Origin of the sequence: Microbulbifer weihaiensis, assembly GCF_048323715.1 — a bacterium.
GTDB lineage: Bacteria > Pseudomonadota > Gammaproteobacteria > Pseudomonadales > Cellvibrionaceae > Microbulbifer.
The window spans coordinates 31,677-53,721 of the sequence record NZ_JBLWFL010000021.1; the positions used below are offsets into that span (position 1 = coordinate 31,677).

Below are 22,045 nucleotides of genomic sequence, written 5' to 3' on the forward strand. Positions count from 1 at the left end.
GCGGAGTCACGATGCAAATTCAGGACATGCTGATAGGGGGAGAGGCGGTGGCCGCTGTCGGCGGCACTAGCTTCGCGGTGACGGCGCCGGCAACCGGTGAGGTTCTCGCACAGGTGCCTCGTGCCGGCGCCACGGATGTGGATCGCGCGGTAAAAGCTGCAGGGCGCGGGTTTGAGGCCTGGTTCCGCCTGCGCCCGGCCGAGCGCGAAGCGGCGCTATTACGGGCGGCCGAGCTTGTCGCAGCGGAAGGGCAGGCGCGCTTCCTCGATACACTGATCGACGAAAGTGGTTCCACCATTGCCAAGGCCCGTGGGGAAATTGCTTACACCGTTGATCTCCTGCGCACGGCTGCAGGTGAGGCCCGTCGTCTCTATGGCGAAACTTTTCCCAATGATGATCCGCGCCGCATGTCGCTGGTCATTCGCGAACCGCTGGGTGTGGTTGGCGTGGTATCTCCGTATAACGCGCCGCTTTCGTTGCTGACGAAGATGTGCGCTTTCCCGCTGGCGGCCGGTAATAGTCTGGTCATCAAGCCTTCGGAGGAAACCCCTTTAACCGCCATCGCCTTTGGACGCTTGCTCCTTGATGCGGGTGTGCCAGCGGAGGCGATCAGCGTGGTTACCGGATTTGGCAGTGAGTGTGGTGCCGAGCTGGTCAATCATCCCGGAGTGCGCTGCATAGCTTTGACCGGATCGACAAATACCGGCATTGCCGTGGGGCAGGCCGGCCTGAGCAAAATGCGTCGCATGCAGCTCGAGCTGGGAGGCAAAAGCGCGCTGCTGGTGCTGCGCGATGCGGATCCACAGCAGGCGGCGAAAATCGCTGCACAGGGTATCTTCACCCACAGCGGCCAGATCTGCATGGCGAACTCCCGCATTGTGGTTGCGCGGGAGATTTATCAGCCATTCATTGCCGCGCTCAAATCTGAAGCGGAAGCGCTGTATCTCGGCGACCTGCGCGATGAGCGCACAGCCTACGGCCCACTCATCAATGGCCGCGCGGTTGAGAAGGTGTTGGAGCATGTGCACGAGGCCGTTGCCGGTGGCGCAGAGGTATTGACTGGCGGCGAGATTTTGCATGGACTGGTGGTGAAGCCCACAGTGCTGTTGAATCCTCCCCGCACCAGTCGTGCCTGGCGCGAGGAAAGCTTCGGCCCGGTGGCCAGCGTAGTGGCGGCGGACGATCTGGAGCAGGCGATAGAGATTGCCAACGACAGTGATTACGGACTTTCTGCTGCTGTGCTGACCAACAATATTCAGTGGGGGCTGCACGCGGCGCGGCGCATTGCCTCCGGTGCCGTACACATCGGCATGCATGCGTTTCAGAGTAATGCGCTGGCACCGATTGGCGGCGTGGGTCTTTCCGGAATGGGGCGCAGCGGCGGTCATTACAGCACTGAGGAATTCACTGAAGTGAAATGGATCAGTGTCGATGTCGGGAGCTTGCCCCGTTGATGACAAACAGCGCTGACGTCATCCGTCGGGGATACCTCGATCACGCGGCCGGGCAGCTGCATTACCACTACTGTGGTCGCGCAGCATCACCATTACTGCTGCTGTTGCATCAGACCCCCAGTTCGTCGGCTATGTATTTGCGTTTGATGCCGCTGCTGTCGCAGCAGTTTTTTGTTGTCGCCGTCGATACACCGGGTTTTGGCAACAGTGACCGGTTGCCCGGTGCTGTTTCCATCGCTGCTTTTGCGGATGCGATCTATCAATCCGTCAGCGCGCATTTTGATCGTCCCGCCCTGGTGTTCGGTCACCACACCGGCGCGGCAATTGCGGTTCAGCTGGCATTTGACCACCCGGAATTTGTGCGCGCGCTGGCCCTGAGTGGGCCGACGCTGTTGACGGATGCACAGAAACAGGCGCTGCCGTCGGCGGCCGGGACCGTCCCGGTTGATCCCGAAGGTGCCCACTGGCAAGTCATGTGGCAGCGGCTGAGAGCCAAGGATCCGGAAGCGGAACTGGCGCTCAGCCAGCGCGAAACCCTGTTGGCGTTCGCCTGCGGCGAATATTACCAGGCGTCTTATCGCGCAGTAGTGGAGCAGGATGTCGCCACGCAGCTGGCGGCCATTGATTGTCCCGCACTGGTTTTTGCCGGGGGACGGGATCTGTTGCGCTCTGCGGTGGCGCCCACTGTACGCCTGCTGCAGCGGGGGATGGCTGCGGCATTGCCGGAAGAGGCCGGCACCTACGTGTGCGAACGTCAGCCGGCAGCTGTTGCCGACCTGTTGCGGCGTTTTTTTCTCGAAGTTGTGGAAACAGACTGACGGCCGATGCCGTTCGGTTATTCAACAACGTTCGGTTGCCCAACAACAAAAATAGAGGGTAAGCATACCGATGGATCTGCAAAGAAACAGTCTCGGGTTGGGTCGCCGACCAGCGCTATTGCTGGTGGACATGATTGTGGGATTTACCAGCAGTCGCTGTCCGCTGGGTACTGATTGCCCGGATGTGGTGGAAGCCAACCGGCAGTTGCTGGAGCGTTTTCGTGCACTGAGCCTGCCGGTGGTGTTCACCACCGTCGTGTACCACCACGACGGGGAAGCGCGGGTGTTTCGCGACCGCATTCCCCATCTCAATGTTTTGAAGCCTGACTCAGAATGGGTGCATGTGGATCCCAGACTGGCGCCACAGGCCGGGGAGCCGGTCATACCCAAGCAGTGGGCCAGCAGCTTTCACCGTACCGGCCTGGACGCGTGGTTGCGGGAGCAGGGCGCAGATTCGCTGGTGGTCACCGGCCTCACAACCAGTGGTTGTGTGCGCGCGACTGTCGTTGACGGTTTGCAGTACGACTACCCGGTGGTGGTGCCACAGGAGGCAGTAGGGGATCGCAACCCGGAGGCGCATCAGGCCAACCTGTTCGACATGCATGCCAAATATGCGGATGTGATGTCGCTTGCCGATGTTCTGGCGCAATTGCCTCTGCCGCAGACCGTTTAATTCCCCCGGCGCGCGCCGCCGCGGCGCGCACGGTCGAAAACAAAAAGTAAAATTGGCGAGTAGTTATGTTTTTAAATTCTCCCGTGATTATCGCCGGTGCCGGCCCCAGCGGCTGCGTGTTGGCATTGTCGCTGGCCAAACGGGGCATTCCCGTGCGGCTGCTGGAAAAATGCAAGCGTCTTCCCATTGATTTGCGTGCGTCCACATTCCATCCGCCATCCCTTGAGATGATCGCGGATCTGGACGAGGCGGTTATCGGCAAAATGCTGGAGCGCGGATTGCGTGCAGACCGCTATCAATACCGCGATCGCAGTACCGGGGAAGTGGCGACCTTCGATATGGCAATGATCGCTGACCAAACCCGCTTTCCTTTCCGCCTGCAGTTGGAACAGTACGAACTCACCCACTTCATCTGCGAAGCACTTGCCGACTACCCCTGCGCGGAAGTGCACTTCGGTTGTGAGCTGGTGGATTACAAGCAGGATGAGACCGGTGTGACCGCCGTGGTGCGCACCGCATCCGGGGAAGACAACCTGCGGGGTTCCTACCTCGTCGGTGCTGAAGGTGCGCGCAGCGTGGTGCGCAAGCGCTCTGAAATCGGCTTTATGGGCTTCACCTATGACGAAAAATTCCTGGTGGTCAGCACCAGTTTCCCCTTCGAGGATGTCTTTGAGGATTTCTCCTACGTCAATTACGTGTCGGATCCGGACGAGTGGTGTGTGATCCTGCGGACGGACAAACTCTGGCGCGTACTCGTGCCGGTGTTCCCGGCCAGCGAGGAAGAGGAAGCCTATTACCTGTCCGATGACTTTGTGCAGTCGCGGCTCAAGCGCCTGTATGACCGCGGTGAAGACTACGATGTCCACCATCGCAGTATTTATGCGGTCAATCAGCGGGTTGCTGAAACCTATCACCTGGGGCGTGCGCTGCTGGTCGGTGATGCCTGTCATATCAATAATCCCCTGGGTGGGATGGGTATGAACGGTGGCCTGCACGATGCCTTCAATCTCGCGGACAAATTACAGCGCGTCATTCTTGATGGCGCGGACGCCGAAGCCGCGTTCTCGCTTTACGATCGCCAGCGCCGTGAACTGGCCGTGCAGTTTGTCCAGCGCCATACCATCGAGAATAAAAAACTGATGGAGGCGCGTGACCCGGAAGTACAGCGCAAACGCCAGCAAATGCTGATGGAGACTGCGGCGGATCCGGAGCGGGCGAAGGCGTTCCTGCTGGAGCGGTCAATGATCAACTGCGTGCGTGACAGCCTGGCAGTGCAGTAAACAATCCGAACGAGCATGGCAATAACAGCTGCGCGGACGGAACTCCGCGCATGGAGAGAGCCCGAATGAATTTTCCAACCGAGATCGACCTGTCGAAGACCCGCGAGCGCTCACAGCTCACCAACGGACATCGCGATAACTACATCGGCCACCGCGCCAAGATCGGTGTAGTGATACCCTCCACCAACACATCCGTGGAGTACGACTGTCAGCGCCTGTTGCCGCGCGGGGTTACCTGGCACACCACGCGTTTTATGATCGATCACCCGGATCTCAGTGACGACGCAAACTTTATGCGTTTTCTCGAGCGTTTGCGCGAAACCATCGGCGACTCGATCGAGAGCCTGATGACCTGCAAGCCGGATCACGTGATGATGGGCATGTCCGCAGAGACTTTTTGGGGCGGCATCAAGGGCAACGACGGTTTTGTTGACCGGATCCAGCAGCTGGTCGGGGAGGATGTCGGACTCACTACTGGTGCCAATGCCGTGATCTCTGCGCTTGAGGCTTTGGGCGTGCCGGAGGGTTCCGGCAAGACGCTGTCAATCATCACCCCGTACCAGCCGGTGGGTGACAAGAACGTTCGCCTGTTTTTTGAGGATGCCGGCTACCGCATCAAGCACCTTGTGGGACTGCGCTGTGCCAATGCCCACGATGCCATCGCGCTGGTACCGGAGCATCAGGTGCTCGACATTGTGCGCGAAATCGACGGGGACGACGTGGATGCGATTGTGCAGGTGGGCACCAACCTTTCCACGCTCGGTGTCTTCCCGGCGATGGAGAAGATGCTGCAGAAGCCGGTGTTGCCGATCAATGTGGCCACCTGCTGGCACGCGCTGCGCAGCTGCGGCATCCATGATCGTTTTGACAATATGGGCTGGTTGCTGGAAGAGCACTGACCGCGCCACAGATCGCCCGGAGGCGAAGCGACCATGTATATCGCTGTATTTATTGTCCTGCTGGATATGATCGGCTTTGCCATTATGCTGCCGATTCTCGCTTACTACGCCCTGCAGCTCGGGGCCAGCCCCGGGGTGGCGACACTTTGCATGGCGCTGTATGTGATCGGGATGTTCTTTGCAACGCCGGTGTGGGGCCGGCTTAGCGACCGCTTTGGCCGCAAGCCGATCCTTCTGGTGAGCCTGGTTGGTGCGGTGTTGGGTTACATCCTGCTGGGCTTTGCCACGGCTGTGTGGATGGTCGCTTTGTCGCGGCTGTTCAGTGGGCTTATGGCCGGTAACCTGTCGGTTGCCCAGGCCTATGTCGCTGATGTCACCACTGATCAGGACCGCGCAAAAGCCATGGGCATGTTGGGGGCCGCGTTCGGGATCAGCTTCATCGTGGGGCCTGCGCTTGGCGGTTACCTCGCAGGTGACAGTTTTGCTGATGCGAATTTGCAGCTGCCGGCCATGGTCTCGGCTTGCCTGTCCCTGGCCGCTTTGCTCGTGGTGATTTTTTTCCTCAAGGAAAGCCTGCCCGACGCCCGAAATGAGAAGGTGGAGCGAACTTCCTTTGTGCAGTTGCTGGCCTGGGTCGGAGAGCGACGCAGCCTGTGTCTGCTGCTGGCATCGGTGGCGGTATATAACCTGGCCGCGGGTTTTGTCGAATCGGTATTTCCAATCTGGGCCGATGCTACCGATATTGCCCACGGCCCAAGGGATCTGGTGCCGGTGCTGATCGCTGCCGGCATTGCCATGGTGATCGTGCAGGGTGGGCTTATCGGTCCGCTTTCCCGGCGATTTGGCGAGCGCCGCCTGATGCGTGTCGGGGCGGTTCTGTTCGGTATATCCGCGCTCCTGGTTACCGTCGCCGGTGGGTTTGCCAGTGTGCCGGCGGTATCCGCAGCGCTGGTGGGGCAGGGGATAGGTGCGGCGTTCGTACTGACTTCCATGCAATCCCTGACATCCAAGGAATCCGGAGCCCATAACCGGGGCGCGGTGATGGGTCTCTACAATGCACTGGGTACACTCGGCCGCGGTACGGGCACGGCGATTACCGGCAGTGCATTTGCCGGAATCGGTGTACATGCCCCTTACTACATCGGAGCCGGACTGATGAGTCTGTTGCTCCTGCTTGCCCTGGCGCTGCGCGCGCCGCAAACCGCTGAACCAATGGCCGCAGAGGCGGTCGCTGGAAATTCTTGATAATTGTCATGCCGGCCCCCGCGGGTGGCCGGTATAACTCCATGTAAGTATTTCCTGGAGTTCCTATGGACAACTATCAAATCGCCCGCCGCGCACAGATCGGCGTAATCATTCCTTCCACCAACACCGGTGTCGAGTACGACCTGCAGCAGATCAGGCTGGATGGAGTCACCTGGCACCCGTCCCGGTTCTGGATCGAGTTGCGCAACTGGTCCGACGAAGTCTCCCGCAGCGGTGACGATGAAAACACCGTATTTGAGCGCTTTCTGGACATCATGCGCGGTGAGATTCCTACTTCCATCCGCAATGTATTGTCAGCCAAGGTTTCCCACATCATGCTGGGCATGTCTGCGGAAACCTTCTGGGGTGGCCTGGAAGGCAATATTGCGTTCGAGCGGGAGATCCGTGACCAGATCGGTGACCTTGGTCTGACCACCGGTGCCGGTGCCACTAAAGATGCGCTCAACTGTTTCGGAGCCAAACGGATCTCTGTGATCACCCCCTATCCGCAAGTGGGCGATGACAACGTGCGGCGGTTTTTCTCCGATATCGGTTTCGAGGTGGTGAAGGTCAAGGGAATGAACAGACCCTCGGCTACCGCCATCGCGGAAACGCCGATTCAGCAGGTCATTGATGCCGTGCGCGAGGTTGATGGTGACGATGTCGACGCAATCATCCAGTGCGGCACGAACCTCTCGACCCTGGATCTGTTTCCGATGCTGGAACACTGGCTGCAGAAGCCCCTGATACCGATCAACATGGCAACCGTCTGGCACGCGCTGCGCGCTTGCGGTATCGAGGATCGAATTACCGGGAAGGGGCGGCTGCTGGAGGAGTTTTAGTGCGCGCATGTGCCATTATGGTGAGCGTGCATGGGCCGGTGCTCAGCTTTGGGGCCTGTACGTTGATGGCTCTGGCGGGTGCGGTGAAATATATTTGTATAGCCTCAGAAAGTGCTTGAAAAGATATAAAAGTATAACATAATAACATTTGAGCGATCGCTCGTGGGCGATCGCTTTCCATGGCCAATCGGTAGCAGTAACAGATTCGCCAGGTAACTAGCGGTACAAAAATAACGAATAATCTGGAGGGGCTATGTTCAATAGAAACCAACTCTCTCTCGCTGTTGCCGCCTGCGTCGCTGTACAGGGCGCCGTGGCACAGACAGAGCACACTCGTGAGGTAAAAGCCGCGCGCGGAGATGACTTCGCCATTGAGGAAGTGGTTGTAACGGCGCGAAAGCGAGAAGAGTCGTTGCAAACGGTTCCGGTTGCCGTCGACGTACTGACCGGCGCGCAGATGCAGGAAAAGGGCATCTCCGCTCTGGACGATGTTGCACGCTACACCGCCGGCCTTGACTTCGAAACCGGGCTGCTTCCGAACGATACCCGAATCTCCCTGCGCGGACTTTCCAATACCCGCGGCCGCTCCAACGTGGCACTGCTGATCGACGGTGTCGACGTATCTTCCGAGTCTTTGACGACGGGTGGCAGTGGTAACGGTCCGAACCTGGATCTGTTCGACCTGGAACGGGTGGAAGTGGTCAAGGGGCCGCAGAGTGCCGTATACGGCCGTTCCGCGTTCTCCGGTGCGGTGAATTACATCACCAAGCGCCCGGGTGAAACAGCAGAGGCCCGCCTTGCACTGGATACCACCGAGTACGGCTATGGAAAAGTCCAGGCCAGCGGCAGCTTGCCGATCCTGCCCGGTGTGTTGGCGGCTTCGCTTAATGTGGCAAAGAGCGAATTCAACGGTTACTACGATAACCCCAATACCGGTGGTGATCTCGGTGCGATGGAATCCGACGGTATTGCTACTGCGCTTATGTGGACGCCAAGCGAAGAGTTTTCAGCATTCTGGCGTGCAGAGTACAGTGAAGCTGCGTACTCGCCTCGTCCCATCGTCCAGCGCCAGTCGGTTGTACATACGGGCTCTGCTCCGTCTGACTTCCTGCTCCTTGGCTCGGTCGGCCCCTATGCAGAAGTTCGTCCGGTTGCCGGCAGCGGCACCACCGACGCCGACTGTGCCACCACGTCTCCTTATGCATATCTCGCCTTTGGTGGACCTGCTTGCGGAACGGTAATCGTCGGTGAGCTGGCCAAAGCCAGAGAAAGTGAAATCGATCTGTCTCCCGACCCGCGCACCGGTCGCGACTTTGCCGGTACCACGGTACGTGGAGCGCGCTCCACTCTGGAACTGAAGATTGATACCGATACCTTCGAATTCGTTTCGTTGACCGGTGTTAACATCAATGACTCACGCACCCAGTCAGACTTCGACCGAACCAACTACACCCTGCAGTCTCTGGGCCCGGGTACCGGTATTTTCCTGGGGATGCCGGGGGATTACACCCAGTACGGCGTGAACTCCAACAGCGACACCAGCTTCGATGTTGAGCAGTTCAGCCAGGAAGTCCGCCTCTCTGGAAGCGCCGGCAAACTCGACTGGCAAACCAGCGCGCTGTACTGGTCTGAATCCATGGACACCGTGATGAACCAGGAATGGTGGTTGCGCGACGGTGTCGACAAGACATTCTGGGATGCGTACCTGGATCAGTGGATGGGTGGCTTTGGTTTGGTGAATCACCGGACTTCGCCGGAGCCGCTGCCGATTCCGATGAGTCGCGACACCGATCATATTTCGTTCGCTTTCTCGATGAACTACAACATCACGGACGACTTGCGCGTAACTGCGGAAGGGCGCTATCTCGAGGAAGATATCGATTACGCAAGCGTGCCGCTTAGCACACAGTTTAATGGCCTGATGGGTATTCCGGTTCTGGATCCGGTTACTTTCATGCCTGCGGATCCCGGTATTCAGACTTACTCCCGCACCGATACCGCTTTTGTTCCCCGTGTCAGCGTTGACTGGCAGCCAAAAGACAACTTGATGGTGTATGCCTCTTTCTCGGAAGGCTTCAAGCCGGGCGGTATGTCCACTGCCGATGGCGATGGCATCATCACCACCGGCGAGTACAAGCCGGAGGAGCTGTCGGTGTACGAGGCGGGCTTCAAGAGCAACGTGCTGGATAATCGCCTGCAGATCAACGGCGCTGTCTATCTTTACGACTACACCAATCAGCAGATTGCCCACTTTGTGTTTGATCCGATTACTGGAACCCAGAACTCTGTGGTAACCAATGCTGGTAAGAGTGAGCTGCGTGGACTCGAGCTGAGTGCTGTTTACCGTCCAACCGTAAACTGGACCTTCCTTGCCAGTTATGTGCTGAGCGATACAGAGGTGACGGATTACACCATTGCCGATGTAGGCCGGCCCGGTACATTGGACAAGCTCTGGACCAATACCGCGGAAGGTGACTACTCCGGTACCCAGTTCGTGAACTCGGCCAAGCATGCGTCGCTGCTGTCTGCCCGTTTCGATGGCGAGTTTGCCAACGGTACCGGCTACTTCACCGAGCTGATCGGCAACTATGAATCCGAGCGCTATCTGGATCGTGGCAACAACGCCTGGTTGCCAGAGTACTGGCTGGTGGACTTCCAGGGTGGCCTGAGCTTCGATAGCCTCGATGTTGTGTTCTACGTCGATAACCTGCTGGATGACGACAAGGTTAAAGTCGGACTCAACAATGTGGATTACGGACATCTTCCTGCAGCTTCCTTCACGCCCCAGGGTGTAGAGTTGCTGATGCCTGAGCCACGTACCACGGGCTTGCGTCTCAGTTATACTTTCTGAGACTGATGGGAGCACCCGCGGCCGCGTGTCGCGGGTGCCTCTCAGATTCACTACGCTGGATCGAATCAAAGACTTACAACAATAAATTTATCAGCGCCCTGGCCTGCACAGGCCTGAAGGGCAAAATGCAGTAATAACAAGAGGTAACTGCAATGACCGTATCCGCTATCGAAGCTCCCCCGATTGCCAAGTCTCGACTTTACAGTGCGCCCGTGCTGGGAGCGCTCGCCCTGGCATGGATTATTCTTGAGAAAATGGTCGCCCATATTTTTCTGGTGACACTTATCTATGCTGGTATCCCTTCGACCATTGCTTATGGAATTGCATTTGTGGTCGGCCTGCTGGGCATGGTACTGGTGTGGAAGGGACTGGAACAGAATGAGGTGCGGGGCACCTGGATGGGTTTTGTGGGGGGCTCGCTCATCTGGGTATTCTGGTTTGAGATGTACCTGCATTTTATTGGTGGTGAGAACAACTTTGCGCTGGCCATGACTGACTCGGGTTCGGCGTACCTTTTGAAGGATGACCTCGCGGCACTGTTTGCCGGTGATAAATCCATACCGCGCCCGTATTTTATGGGTGAGCACGTCTTTTTGCAGAGCAGCACACTGTTTTGCTTCATGCTGATGATTTACATGGGCCTGAATAAGGATATCCGGTGCCGGCTGATCCTGTGGGTTCGTAAAATCTTTGGGCTGCGCCCCGGCAAGCCTACCTCTGGCTATAAACCCCAGTATGCACGTGTCGCCGCCACAGAATTGTTTTTCGTCAACTGGTTTATGTACACGCTGATGCTGGCGGTTAACGATGAGCGTATTTTGGGCCTGCATCACCCGGTGAATTACGTGGCGTTCGCGCTGGTGGCTCTTTGGTCCATTATCATCATTTCGAAGCAGTTCAAGCAGAAAGAGGCCGGTCTGGCAATTCGCTACGCCATCGCGGTGGGCGGTGTTTTCTGGTATTTGCCGGAGCAGATGGTGCTGTGGGAAATGTTCCGTGAACCCTGGGTTTTCTATAACGAGTTCCCGGTAACAGCCACGGCGATCCTGCTTGGTTATATCGGGTTGATGTATTTCTTCTGGAAAACCCCGGTGAACCCGGAGACTGGTAAGTCGATTTAATAAGGGTGTTCTCCTCTCTTATTGCCTGCGACTGCATTGCGCTGTCGCAGGCTTTTTTGTTTGCGCGCGAGTAATCCTGAGACTGTCGCCGGGCTACCGCTGCTGCCCGAAAAGTATTAATATTATAACAATATAGTTTTTATTTGATGGAAGAGGCTTGGGAGTTGTTCTATGAGCAAGGCGTTGAATGGCATTCGTATACTCGATTTAACCCACATGCTTTCCGGACCCTACGGCGCGATGCTTCTCGCCGACCTGGGGGCGGACATGATCAAGGTGGAGCCTCTGGCGGGGGAGGGCACACGCAAGTTGCTGGCGAATGACCCCGAAAATTCCATCGACGGCTTTGGTGCCTACTATCTGACGCTCAACCGCAACAAGCGCAGCGTTGCGCTCAACCTCAAGAGCGATGGTGGACGCCAGGTATTTTATGACCTGGTCAAGCAGGCAGATGTGGTGATCAGTAATTTCGGCCCGGGTGTTCCCGAGCGTCTCGGTATCGATTACGACACCCTGAGTGCGATCAATCCCCGGGTCATCACCTGCTGCGTGTCCGGATTCGGATCCGATGGCCCCGGCGCGAAGCGCCCGGCGTTTGACCAGGTGGCACAGGCCTACGGTGGCGGCATGTCCATTACCGGCGAGGATCCCGCAAATCCTGTGCGCGCTGGCATCCCGATTGGTGACCTGGGCGGCGGTATGTTCGCGGTCATGGGCATTCTTGCCGCCATTGCGGAGCGCGCGACAAGTGGCCGCGGGCAGCATGTCGATATTTCCATGGTGGACTGCCAGATCTCCATGTTGAATTACATGGCGACCATGCATTTCCTCAGTGGCAAGAACCCTTATCCCATTGGCAATGCGCATTTTGTCCATGTGCCGTACAACAGCTACGCCACATCGGATGGTTTTATCATTATTGCGGTGATTACCGATAATTTCTGGCAGAACCTCAAGCCGGTGGTGAATGTGCCGGAGTTCGATGATCCCAAGTACGACGGCCAGCCCGGGCGCTTTGCCGACAAGGAGCTTATCGACGGAAAGCTTGCGGAGATATTTGCCACTGACACCACCGACGCCTGGCTGGAAAAACTGGAAGCGCAGCGAATTCCCTGTGCGCCGATCAATAATCTCGAGCAGGCGCTAAATGATCCGCAGGTGCTGCACCGCAACATGGTGGTGGAAATCGCGCACCCCAATGGCAAAAAGACCAAGGCGCCGGGAAACCCGATCAAACTTTCCCGCACCCATGAAGACAGCTTCTCTCCGGCGCCACATATTGGCCAGCACACCGATCAGATACTCAGTGAATTGTGCGGCTATACCCAGGCGGATATCGATGCGTTGAAAGACAGCGGCGACGCGGGCTGAGATTGGCAGGGAGCGAATCATGCGCGAAAAAGTATTGATCAATGACGTTGGGCCCCGCGACGGGTTGCAGAACCAGGCGACGATCCTGACTGTTGAACAGCGGATCCAGCTGATCCGCGGTTTGGTGCAGGCAGGCGTTCGCTCGGTAGAGGCGGGGGCATTTGTCTCGCCCAAGGCCGTGCCGGCGATGGCCCATACCGATCAGGTGCTGGCTGGAATTACGGCGGAATCTGCACTCGATCGCCAGGTACTGATACCCAATCTAAAGGGGTATGAACTGGCGCGAAGCGCCGGTGCCGATACCGTGGTACTGGTGATCTGTGCCAGTGAAACCATGAATCAGCGCAATGTGCGCATGTCGGTTGAGGCCTCCCTGGTGCAGGCGCGGGAGATCTGTCAGGTGGCGCGGGCGGACGGTGTACGCGTTGTGGGCTGTATCGCCGTTGCCTGGCAGTGCCCGTTTGAGGGCGCTACCAATCCCGGTAAAGTGCTGGATCTGGCCGGGCAGCTGTTCGAAATTGGCGCGGATGATGTCAATGTGGCCGATACCATCGGTGCGGCCAATCCCCTTGCGGTGGGCCACCTTATGGGTGCGCTCGCGAAAGAGTATGACGCGGCGCGGCTGGCGTGCCACTTTCACGATACCCGGGCACTGGCGCTGGGTAATATCTACGCCGCGCTGGAAGCCGGTATCCGCAAGTTTGACAGCTCCGTTGGCGGTATCGGCGGCTGTCCGTTCGCACCTGGTGCCACCGGTAACGCGGCGAGCGAGGATGTTGTTATGATGCTGGAGCAGATGGGGTTCGACACCGGGATCGACCTGGGCGCATTGATGGAAGTAGGCACCAGTGTGGGTGCAATGCTCGGGGTGGCCACTGGCGGAAGGGCAGATGCCTGGCGCCGGATACAGCTGGAAAAAGGTGCGCCACTCATCTGAACCGGATCGTGAACCGTATTAATAAAATGCACCGGCACCGTGCCAGTGCCTACGGAGAACTGACTGATGATCAATTCACTACTGCGCGGTTGTCACATTTTATTGCTTGCCTGTATGAGTGCCGGTGTTGTGGCCGGTGAGGGTTCAGCGGCGGTGAAACTTACGGTTTCCAACATTCAGAGTGACGTAGGTAAGCTCTATATTGCGGTGTATGACTCCAAAGACACCTTTCTCGGTGATACCAAGGTATACGAGCAGGTGGTTGGATTGGATAATTTGAAAGACGGGCAAGTTGACGTCGAGCTGACCTTGCCCTTCGGTGCCTATGCGATCAGTGTTCACCATGACAGCAATGCCAATGGGAAAATGGATCGCAACTTCATTGGTATTCCCAAAGAACCTGTGGGCCTTTCTAACGGACATGTGCCTAAATTTGGCCCGCCGAAATTTTCCAAGGCCCTCATAGAAATATCACAGCCGCAGCAGCAGGAGCTGATTGCCCTGATTAACTGAGGTGGCTTTATTGCGGCTTTCCTGTCAGTAGCTGCTGTAAAAGTGGGGCAGGGTGGGCGCCTTAGCGCCCGCCCAGCGGATCCTGCGGCGACACTCCGATTACCCGCGCACCGGTAAAGAACTCGATCGACTGCCCGTGCCCTTCTTCCCCCAGGCCTGACAGTCCCCAGGCGCCCCGTGGCGTACCCTCACCAATGCTGAGCAGGCTGTAGCCGTTTATTTTTACCCCACCGGTGCGCATCTTGCGTGCGAACGCAAAGGCCTTTTCTTCATCCCGGCTGTAGACATAACCCGCCAGTCCGAGATCCGTGCCATTGGCAAGCGCGAGCGCTTCACTGTCGTCACGGAAAGTGTGTACCGCGGCCACGGGGCCAAAGATTTCCTCTCGAGTGTCATCTGGTCGACAGCCGTCCACCAGTGTGGGGGCGATAAAATAGCCCTCCAGATCCGGCAGTGGCGTGGAAGACAGTGCGTGCCCGCCATTGCGCTTCAGGCGCTCGATGTCCGACAGCACCTGCTCGTATTGCGCGCGATGAACCAGTGGGCCCATATCACTGTCTTCGTCCAGCGAGTGGCCGAGGCGGATGGTGGACAGCAGGCTAAGCACCTTGTCGAGCAGGCGATCCTTGATGGATTCGTGCACCAGCAGGCGGCCGAGGGCGCGGCACCACTGTCCATTGAGATTGGTGAGGCCGTAAACAATACCGGTCGCGGCCTGGTCGAGATCGGCATCGGCAAATACCACCAGTTGATTGTTGCCGCCCAGCTCGAGTTGCGTCGGGATAAAGTCGTCGGCGCAGGCGCGGGCTATGGCGCGCCCGCCGGCAAGACCGCCGGTAAAGGATACGGCCTTGATCCGGGGATCCTCTACCATCTGTGCGCCAATACTGCGGTCGCCAAGGGTCAGCTGGAATGCGCCCCGGGGTACGCCTGCGCGGTGCGCGGCGCGTGCCATCATGATGGCGGAGTGGGGGGTGAATTCCGAAGGCTTGAGAATACAGGGTGCACCGGCAGCCAGCGCACTGGCCATCTTGTGGGAGCCGATCGCCGTGGGGCCATTCCAGGGTGCGATCAGCAGGGCCGGGCCCCATGGACGCCGGAGGTATTCCACCTGGCCGCAGGGGCCGGGCACCATTTGATCCAGATGGCCTTCGCGCAGATAGGCGGCCGCGCCGCGGAAAACGAACGGCAGCATCCTGGCCATCTTGCGCGTCGTGCGGATGATGGCGCCAGACGTCAGGCTGTCGGCGGTACTGATCGCTTCTGCGTATTGATCCCCGCTGATTTCGTCTGCCAGCCGCTCCAGAATCTCGGCGCGCTCCTGCGCGGGCGTGTCTTCCCAGGTGCCGGTGTGATAGGTGCGGTCAGCGGCCTGCAGGGCCGCCTGAATTTGCTCGCGGTTCGAGTTGCGGCGCTGCTGCAGCGGGGCGCCGGTGTTGGCATCGTGCAGGCTGAGACCGCGGTCGACGGCGGGCGCTGAAAACTCACCATCGATATAGTTTTGCAATTCCGGTAACTGATGTTCACGGCTCATAAAGGCTCACCGTTTTTATTCGTACTGATATTGTTTGCTCGCTGCGAGTAATTCGTCAGCGCCAAGCAATTCATTCACTATGGAAAGGTCGATCATCTGGTCGCGGAGTGCATTCAGGTGACCGCTCTGGCGAAGCTGGGTCAGCATGTTTTGTGCTGCGGGTATGAACAGGTGCAGCAGTGAAGCTGGGAACAGGGCGATGCGATAGTTCAGTGCCGCCAATTCCTGCGCGGACTGAACCGGAGACTGGCCGCCCTCAACCAGATTGTGGATCAGGGGGGTGCGTGATCCGAGGCGCTCGCCAATGATCTCCATTTGCTCAAGGTTTGCAGGTGCCTCGACAAAAATCGCGTCGGCACCGGCTTCCAGGTAGCGCTCCGCTCGCTCCAGGGCATCGTCAAACCCGTTGACTCCCAGTGCGTCGGTACGTGCGAAAATCAGGGTGTCATCGCTGCGCCGGGCATCCAGGGCCGCGTGAATTTTACCCACCATTTCGCCACTGCTGATGACTTGCTTGCCGCGCATATGGCCGCAGCGTTTCGGCATCAACTGATCTTCCATCTGCAAAGCAGAAGCGCCGGCGCGCTCGAATGTAGCGACGGTGCGCTGGACATTGAGCGCATTGCCGAACCCGGTATCTATATCCACGATCAGCGGCAGTGGCGTTCGCTCACGGATGACCGCCACGCTTTCCGCTACCTCGGCGGCACTGACAAGCCCCATGTCCGGTCGCCCGAAGCGGGCAAAGGACAGGCAGGCACCGGACAGGAACGCGGCCTCGAAGCCGGCGAGTTCCACCAGTCTTGCGCTGAGGCCGTCATAGATGCCAGGTACCGAGAGTATCCCGCTGGCTGACAGCCGTTGTTTCAAGGTATCTGGCATGATTGGACTCTCGCGCTTCCTGATTACTCGCTACGCTCTTCGGCACACAGGATGCGCACCAGTCGGTCGGCCATGGGCTTGCCTACCAGGCGTTCGGCAATTGGGTTGGCGGGATCCAGGTGCACGATGTTGCGGCGGATCAGCTGGTCGCGCTGTTTCAGCTGCGCGCGTACCTGCGGATCCTGTACCGGTTTGGCTTCGTGTACCAGCTTCAGCCAGTGATCCACATAGGCGAAAATTTTCGGCTCGACCTTCTCGCGATAGAAGTCCAGCGGCACCACACCCGCCAGCGCTACGGGGGAGAGCGAGGAGCGAATGAATGGCATCGCGGCATTGAACGGCTTGACGCCTGCCTCGAACAGCTCCTCCTGCAGGCTCATGTAAATGTCGTTCAGCGGCGCCAGGTATTTCTGGATATGCTCAGGGTAACTCAGCGGCTCGTAACGCGGCATTGGGTCGATATAGAAAAATGCGTCGGGCAAGGTGCCGAATGCCATACCGAGATGCGGAATCTCGACGCTGTCGTCCACGTAGATGGTCAGGTGGATATTGGTGAATGTGTTTTGGGGAACGCCAATATTGGAATGGATGATCCAGTCTATCGGTGAAGCGTCGCCGGTGAAGGTGCGCATGCGCCCGGCGTGTTCACCGTTGACGTCGTCGAAGGTGTGCAGGTCGGCACAGCGTGTGTCTTCTTTCAGAGACAGGCTGTTTTGAATTCGTTCCCAGATCCTGTCGCGGGTGGTCATCACCGCATCAAAGATTTCGCTGGTATCGATATGTGCGCCGCCAGCGAGGTGTGCGGCAAACTCTTTGGTCAGGTTTTGTGTGTTTTCCATATCAATAACTCGTTATTGGCTGGTTGCAATGTCAGATGCGGGCGACAGTTCTGTGGCCGCAGTTTTATGGGAGAGGTGTTTGCGCAGCCACAGGCTCCAGATGCAAACGGCAAAATTGAGCGCGCCGAAAAGCACAAATGGCGCGCTGGGTGAAACTTTTGCGAACAGTACGCCGCCCCCAGAGGTGCCGATCAAAATGCCAAAGGCACCGGCAACGCCGAAGAAACCGATAGTAGCGCCGCGGTAAGCTTCCGGTGCCTGCTGGCCCACCAGCGCCTGGCTGCTGACAAAGGCACTGATCTCGGCGATGCCCATGACGAAAAGCAGGGCGATGACCCAGTCGGCGGTAGGATCGGTGATCAGGAAGACGGCACTGTAAACGGCTGCCGCAAGTCCTGAGGCCATGGCCACCGCAGTGACTCGCGAGGTGCGGTCAGCTATGCGGCCCATGATCACGGAGCCAAGCAGGGCGCCGGCGACGGTGGCGAGCACGCGGGGCACTGCCAGCTGGAACATGGCCTCGCTGGCAGAAAGGCCCAGCTCCCGCGTTCCGTACTGCACCAGCCAGAGTGAAATGAATGCGCCGGTCACGGCGAGATCGCCCCGGGAAATAAAGGCGGCACCGTAAGACAGGGCGGTCTGCGGGTCACGAGCGGCCTTGATGCCGCCCGCCAGTGTGCTGGCCAGCGACTCCCGTGCGGCCGTGGCCGAGCGCTTGATGCCGGGAGCCAGTCCGGCGAATGCGATCACTGCCGCGGCCAGACCCAGGGCGCCCCCCACTGCAAAAGTCCACTGCTGCGCCGCCAGTTCATCCATGCCCTGACCATTAAACACTCTGGGCAGGCTGGCGAGTATGGGCGGAATAAAGGCGCCCAGAGTGGCCGCCATCGCCTGCATGCCATTGGCGCGTCCGCGGGATTTTTCTGCGGCGTAATCAGCGACTACGGTCACCATCATGCCAATCATCGCGGCGCTGCCGATGGCTACCAGCAGGCGGTAGGCAACCAGCTGGGAGATCGAGCTGGCGTGGGGGTAAAGCATAAAGCCGAACCCGGTCAGGGCAAGGCCGAACACATAGACCGGACGTCGCCCAATACGATCCGAGAGCGCGCCCGCGGTACCCAGCAGCAGGATGAAAACCAGCTCCTGCATGGCGCCGAGATAGCCGGTGAGCATGGCCTGCGTTTCTTGAGCAATACCCATGACGTGCAGCAGGCCTGGCTGCAACACCGACAGTGCTCCGGCGTAACCGGAAGAAATGAACACCGCAAACAGGTAAGTGGTGAAATTACCGCGGGATATGCCCGGTGCCAGTTGGGCGCCGAGCCAAGTCGTTGGGACCGGATTGCCTGCAGTCTGGTTGTCGATAGCCATCTCGCGCTGCCTCGCCGTTGCGGGATTTTTCCCGGTTATTGTTATGTGTTCTGTCAGAGTCCGTGTCGTGCAAACTGGTCTTCCCGTTTGCGCACCAGCCCCTTGAGCATTCTTGCGGCAATCTTGCCACCGGTAAGCCAGCGAATCTTTTCGCCGGTCTTGTTGAACTCGAGCATTTTCCGGGCCAGGTAGACGGCAACAGTGTCCACCTGGTCCACCAGGTTGTTCATGAACCTGCGTGACTGGGCGAACCTGTCCGGGTTCTGTTTGGCCTCGCGGATCACGGCCTCGGTAACGACCATGCCGGGGCGTATTTTTCCAACAAGTATACCGGTGCCCTTAAGCTCGCTGGAAAGGGCATTTGTCAAATAATCGAGCGATCGCTTGCTGCTGCCATAGATACCCATGCCCGGGAAGTATTCACCGTCGCTGCCGCCCCCCAGCATATTGAAGATCTTGCCGTGCCCCTGCTGTTTCATGCCGGCAGCGGCGACCCGGCAGCCATTGATGGTGCCGACGATGTTGGTGCGCACCATGGCTTCTATTTCCGCTTGCGGGATATCCAGGATCGACCAGCCGGTGCGCGCCAGCCCGGCGTTGTTGATCCAGATGTCGACACTGCCGAAGGTGTCCTGGGCAAACTGCCACAGGGCTTCCACCTGGGTGTGTTCGCTGGTATCGCAGGCGAGGCCACAACACTTGCAGGCGGGGGTTTGCAGTCGGTCGAGTGCGTCGCGTACCGTTTCTTCACTGCGGCCACTGATGACCACTTTGTGGCCGGAGTCGAGGAAAGCTTTTGCGAGGCCGAAGCCTATGCCTTTGGTACTTCCGGTAATGACGATGTTGGCCATGTGCGAGCCCCTGGTAGACAGTAATTGAAGATTGAGTGCAAAGGAGTGTAATAAAGATATAACATTAGTACAATTGATCCGATTGTGATTCTTGCCCACAACCATACATAGGAATACCAATGCCCAAGGTTGCCGCACTCCAGTTCGCCACCGGGACAGAGACCAATGAAAATCTGGCCACCTGTATCCGCATGATCGACGCCGCCGCGGCCAGGGGCGCGCGGCTGATGGTGTTGCCGGAGTTTTGCAACCGAATCTCCTGGTATCGCGACCGGGAGCAGGCCTGGGACTGCGCCCTGGACCTGCAGGGAACATTTCTGGCGGCGATCGCCGAGCGCGCCCGCTTGCATCGCTGCTACGTGTTGATCAATGTGTCCTTGCGTCGCCGGGAGCCGGATATCACGGTGACGTCACTGCTCTATGGCCCGACCGGGGCGCTGCTTGGCGAGGCCGACAAGCAGAGTCTTATGGGGCACGAGAACGATTTCTTTACTCCCGCAAGCCGGGCGGCCGGGCTGGTGGATACTGAGCTTGGAAGAATCGGCTTTATCGCCTGTCGCGACGGTATCAGTTTCGAGCCTTCGCGGCGCCTGGCGCTGGCGGGGGCCGACCTGCTGTGCAACTCGCTGAATTCATTCGCTTTCGATGAGGCCAGTCTGCATGTGCGCGCCCGCGCGGCGGAAAACCGGCTGTTTATGATTGCAGCCAACAAGGTGGGCCCCCTGGTGCCGGTGGCCGAGCTGGCTCAGGTCAGTGCCATGACTTCCATTCCCGAGGCGTTGCTCTACGGTGCCGGTGAGAGTCAGGTGGTTGCTCCGGACGGGCGGCCGCTGGTGGCGGGGCAGCGCGGCGCGGAACAGGTGGTGCTGGCTGAACTGCCGGATCGTGATGCCCGTCTGCGATTGAGTATGGGTGCGCTGGCACGCCGCAAGTCGTCGCTGTACGTTGGCCTGACACAAGATGCCGTGGCGCCCTCGGGCGAAGCCGCTGACGCAATCGATATCGCGCTGGTGAACCCCGCAGGAGAAGGGGATGCGGCGATTGAGCGTGCCGAGGCGCTGCTGATGTCGCTGCCGGACAGTGTCGCCCTGGCAGTATTGCCGGCGTGTTTCCCGGCTGTTGATGCTGCGCGGGACTGGGAGCGCACGGCGACTTTGTGCCGTGCCGCGGAAACGAGGCTGCAGGAGGTTTGCCGCATAAAGGGTATACAGGTGTGCACGAGTGTTGTGGAAGAGGGAGTCCATGGCTGGCAGCACCTGGGTATCCTTCTGGATGAAAATGGGCGGCGCATGGCCCAGCCGCAATTGCACCGCTGCTCATTGGGGCTGGCACCTGCAGGTACAGCGTTGCATATCTGTGACTTGCCCTGGGGGCGGGTGGGCGTGCTGGTCGGGGACGACTGTCTTTATCCGGAGCTCGCGCGGATGGCCGCGCTGAGGGGGGTGCACTGCCTGGTGGCGGTGCCGGGAAGCTGGCCGCGAGGGCAGGGGAATATGGAGCAAAACCTGCTGCTGCTGTTGGCGGCTCGAGCGGCGGAAAACCGCGTCTGCCTGGTCGCCGCCACCCGTGACGGGCAGGGTGGGATTGTGGCCGATCTCGAGCGGGAGTTCACCCTGATGGAGCCATGGCAACAGCGCCGCTTCGACGGCAACATCAACAAACCGCTGGTGACGCCCCAGGCGGGGGAGTTGACTGTGGCGGCCCTGCACCCGGGGGCGGCAGTGAACAAAATGATTTCGGCCAATACCCACCTGCTGCGCAACCGCGCACATCAGTCCACCAGCTATTTACTGCCGGCGGAAGCCGGGGTGCCTAAATGAGCCGGGGGGATGCGAATCCCCCGGTGTTGGCTCAGGGGGAGTATGAATATCTGTGCGACGGGCAACTGATGCCAATAACAGAGCGCTGGCACCTGGTGCGGTCAGCCGGCCTGTTTGAGATCTACAGTGAGCGCACTGTGCCCTCGCAGTCGCTCCGGGTTCGGGTGCTTGCACGTATCGAGTCGGGGCGGATTGGACGCTGTGCGCTGAGCTGGGGTGTTGACGGTGAGATGAATTGCCGGGCAAACGCGACCTATCGGGTAGGCGCGGATGGTCGTGGGGCCGTGTACCGATACCGCCGCCCGGGCTTTCCGGCCCGTGGTATTCCCATGGTGCGCCAGCATTTTTTTCCCCTGCTGCGTATTTTTTCCGGACAGCTTCTCGGTGCGCTGGCGTCGGCGGGTGGAAGCGGCGAGGTGCTCGTGCCCTGGATTCACGATCCGGCGCAGGGCGAGCGGCTGTTTGCACCAGAATTCTCGACCCGCACCGTCGGTTATCAGGGCCCGGGGCGCGCGGCGAAGCCGGGCAATGTCAGTGACTGTTTCCTTTACGCGGGCGGTCAGTACGGTCAGGGCGCCGAGTACGATGTTGCTGACGGGTTGTTACAGGAATATCGCTGGTGGCAGGGGGAGAAGCAATGGCGGGTTCGATTGAGAGAGTTCAGCGGGCAGTGGCCGGGCGCGGAGCTTTGGCCCCACGCCCGCTGCGCGGCAGTGGCTGCCGGCAGCGTGGGCGTGTAAC

At 59.1% G+C, this 22,045-nt stretch carries 19 protein-coding genes; 14 read left to right on the forward strand and 5 right to left on the reverse strand.

Annotation, left to right across the window (positions count from 1 at the left end):
- The first annotated feature begins 11 nt into the window (after positions 1-11).
- From ACNKU7_RS17515 to ACNKU7_RS17570, 12 genes are all read left to right on the forward strand, one after another.
- Positions 12-1,454, forward strand: a complete 1,443-nt coding sequence (locus ACNKU7_RS17515) for an aldehyde dehydrogenase family protein (RefSeq protein ID WP_418298283.1) — start codon at positions 12-14, stop codon at positions 1,452-1,454.
- Complete coding sequence (locus tag ACNKU7_RS17520) at positions 1,454-2,272, forward strand: alpha/beta fold hydrolase (RefSeq protein ID WP_418298284.1); 819 nt, start codon at positions 1,454-1,456, stop codon at positions 2,270-2,272. The genes ACNKU7_RS17515 and ACNKU7_RS17520 overlap by 1 nt, the downstream gene beginning before the upstream one ends.
- 70 nt (positions 2,273-2,342) lie before the next feature.
- Entirely contained in the window at positions 2,343-2,945 is a 603-nt protein-coding gene (locus tag ACNKU7_RS17525; protein ID WP_418298285.1) for an isochorismatase family protein, read from the forward strand.
- 65 nt (positions 2,946-3,010) lie between these two features.
- A complete protein-coding gene (locus tag ACNKU7_RS17530; protein WP_418298286.1) occupies positions 3,011-4,225 on the forward strand; it encodes an FAD-dependent oxidoreductase in 1,215 nt (404 codons plus the stop codon).
- A gap of 65 nt (positions 4,226-4,290) precedes the next feature.
- Positions 4,291-5,124, forward strand: coding sequence for a maleate cis-trans isomerase family protein (locus ACNKU7_RS17535; RefSeq protein WP_418298287.1), 834 nt, complete (start codon positions 4,291-4,293; stop codon positions 5,122-5,124).
- A gap of 33 nt (positions 5,125-5,157) precedes the next feature.
- A complete protein-coding gene (locus ACNKU7_RS17540; RefSeq protein ID WP_418298288.1) occupies positions 5,158-6,369 on the forward strand; it encodes an MFS transporter in 1,212 nt (403 codons plus the stop codon).
- Between the two features lie 65 nt (positions 6,370-6,434).
- Positions 6,435-7,211, forward strand: coding sequence for a maleate cis-trans isomerase family protein (locus ACNKU7_RS17545; protein WP_418298289.1), 777 nt, complete (start codon positions 6,435-6,437; stop codon positions 7,209-7,211).
- 253 nt (positions 7,212-7,464) lie between these two features.
- Positions 7,465-10,062 (forward strand): TonB-dependent receptor, encoded by a 2,598-nt coding sequence (locus ACNKU7_RS17550; protein ID WP_418298290.1) that lies wholly within the window; start codon positions 7,465-7,467, stop codon positions 10,060-10,062.
- A gap of 152 nt (positions 10,063-10,214) precedes the next feature.
- Entirely contained in the window at positions 10,215-11,183 is a 969-nt protein-coding gene (locus ACNKU7_RS17555; RefSeq protein WP_418298291.1) for a hypothetical protein, read from the forward strand.
- A 171-nt stretch (positions 11,184-11,354) separates the two neighbouring features.
- Positions 11,355-12,554, forward strand: coding sequence for a CaiB/BaiF CoA transferase family protein (locus ACNKU7_RS17560; protein WP_418298292.1), 1,200 nt, complete (start codon positions 11,355-11,357; stop codon positions 12,552-12,554).
- A gap of 19 nt (positions 12,555-12,573) precedes the next feature.
- Complete coding sequence (locus tag ACNKU7_RS17565; protein ID WP_418298293.1) at positions 12,574-13,491, forward strand: hydroxymethylglutaryl-CoA lyase; 918 nt, start codon at positions 12,574-12,576, stop codon at positions 13,489-13,491.
- Positions 13,492-13,557: 66 nt separating this feature from the next.
- A complete protein-coding gene (locus tag ACNKU7_RS17570) occupies positions 13,558-14,004 on the forward strand; it encodes a DUF2141 domain-containing protein (protein ID WP_418298294.1) in 447 nt (148 codons plus the stop codon).
- Between the two features lie 61 nt (positions 14,005-14,065).
- Here the strand turns inward: ACNKU7_RS17570 and ACNKU7_RS17575 are convergent, their stop codons facing one another.
- From ACNKU7_RS17575 to ACNKU7_RS17595, 5 genes are read right to left on the reverse strand one after another with little or no spacing between them, the layout of a single operon-like run.
- Positions 14,066-15,538 (reverse strand): aldehyde dehydrogenase family protein, encoded by a 1,473-nt coding sequence (locus ACNKU7_RS17575; RefSeq protein WP_418298295.1) that lies wholly within the window; start codon positions 15,536-15,538, stop codon positions 14,066-14,068.
- A gap of 15 nt (positions 15,539-15,553) precedes the next feature.
- Positions 15,554-16,420, reverse strand: coding sequence for an isocitrate lyase/PEP mutase family protein (locus ACNKU7_RS17580; protein WP_418298296.1), 867 nt, complete (start codon positions 16,418-16,420; stop codon positions 15,554-15,556).
- Between the two features lie 23 nt (positions 16,421-16,443).
- Positions 16,444-17,259 (reverse strand): hypothetical protein, encoded by an 816-nt coding sequence (locus ACNKU7_RS17585; protein WP_418298297.1) that lies wholly within the window; start codon positions 17,257-17,259, stop codon positions 16,444-16,446.
- 12 nt (positions 17,260-17,271) lie between these two features.
- Entirely contained in the window at positions 17,272-18,633 is a 1,362-nt protein-coding gene (locus tag ACNKU7_RS17590) for an MFS transporter (RefSeq protein ID WP_418298298.1), read from the reverse strand.
- 53 nt (positions 18,634-18,686) lie between these two features.
- A complete protein-coding gene (locus ACNKU7_RS17595) occupies positions 18,687-19,484 on the reverse strand; it encodes an SDR family NAD(P)-dependent oxidoreductase (protein WP_418298299.1) in 798 nt (265 codons plus the stop codon).
- Positions 19,485-19,603: 119 nt separating this feature from the next.
- On the opposite strand from ACNKU7_RS17595, the gene ACNKU7_RS17600 reads away from it, so the two are divergent.
- Together ACNKU7_RS17600 and ACNKU7_RS17605 are read left to right on the forward strand one after the other, a co-directional pair.
- Complete coding sequence (locus tag ACNKU7_RS17600; protein WP_418298300.1) at positions 19,604-21,304, forward strand: nitrilase-related carbon-nitrogen hydrolase; 1,701 nt, start codon at positions 19,604-19,606, stop codon at positions 21,302-21,304.
- A complete protein-coding gene (locus ACNKU7_RS17605) occupies positions 21,301-22,044 on the forward strand; it encodes a hypothetical protein (protein ID WP_418298301.1) in 744 nt (247 codons plus the stop codon). Before ACNKU7_RS17600 ends, ACNKU7_RS17605 begins: the two co-directional genes overlap by 4 nt.
- The last annotated feature ends 1 nt before the right edge of the window (position 22,045 follow it).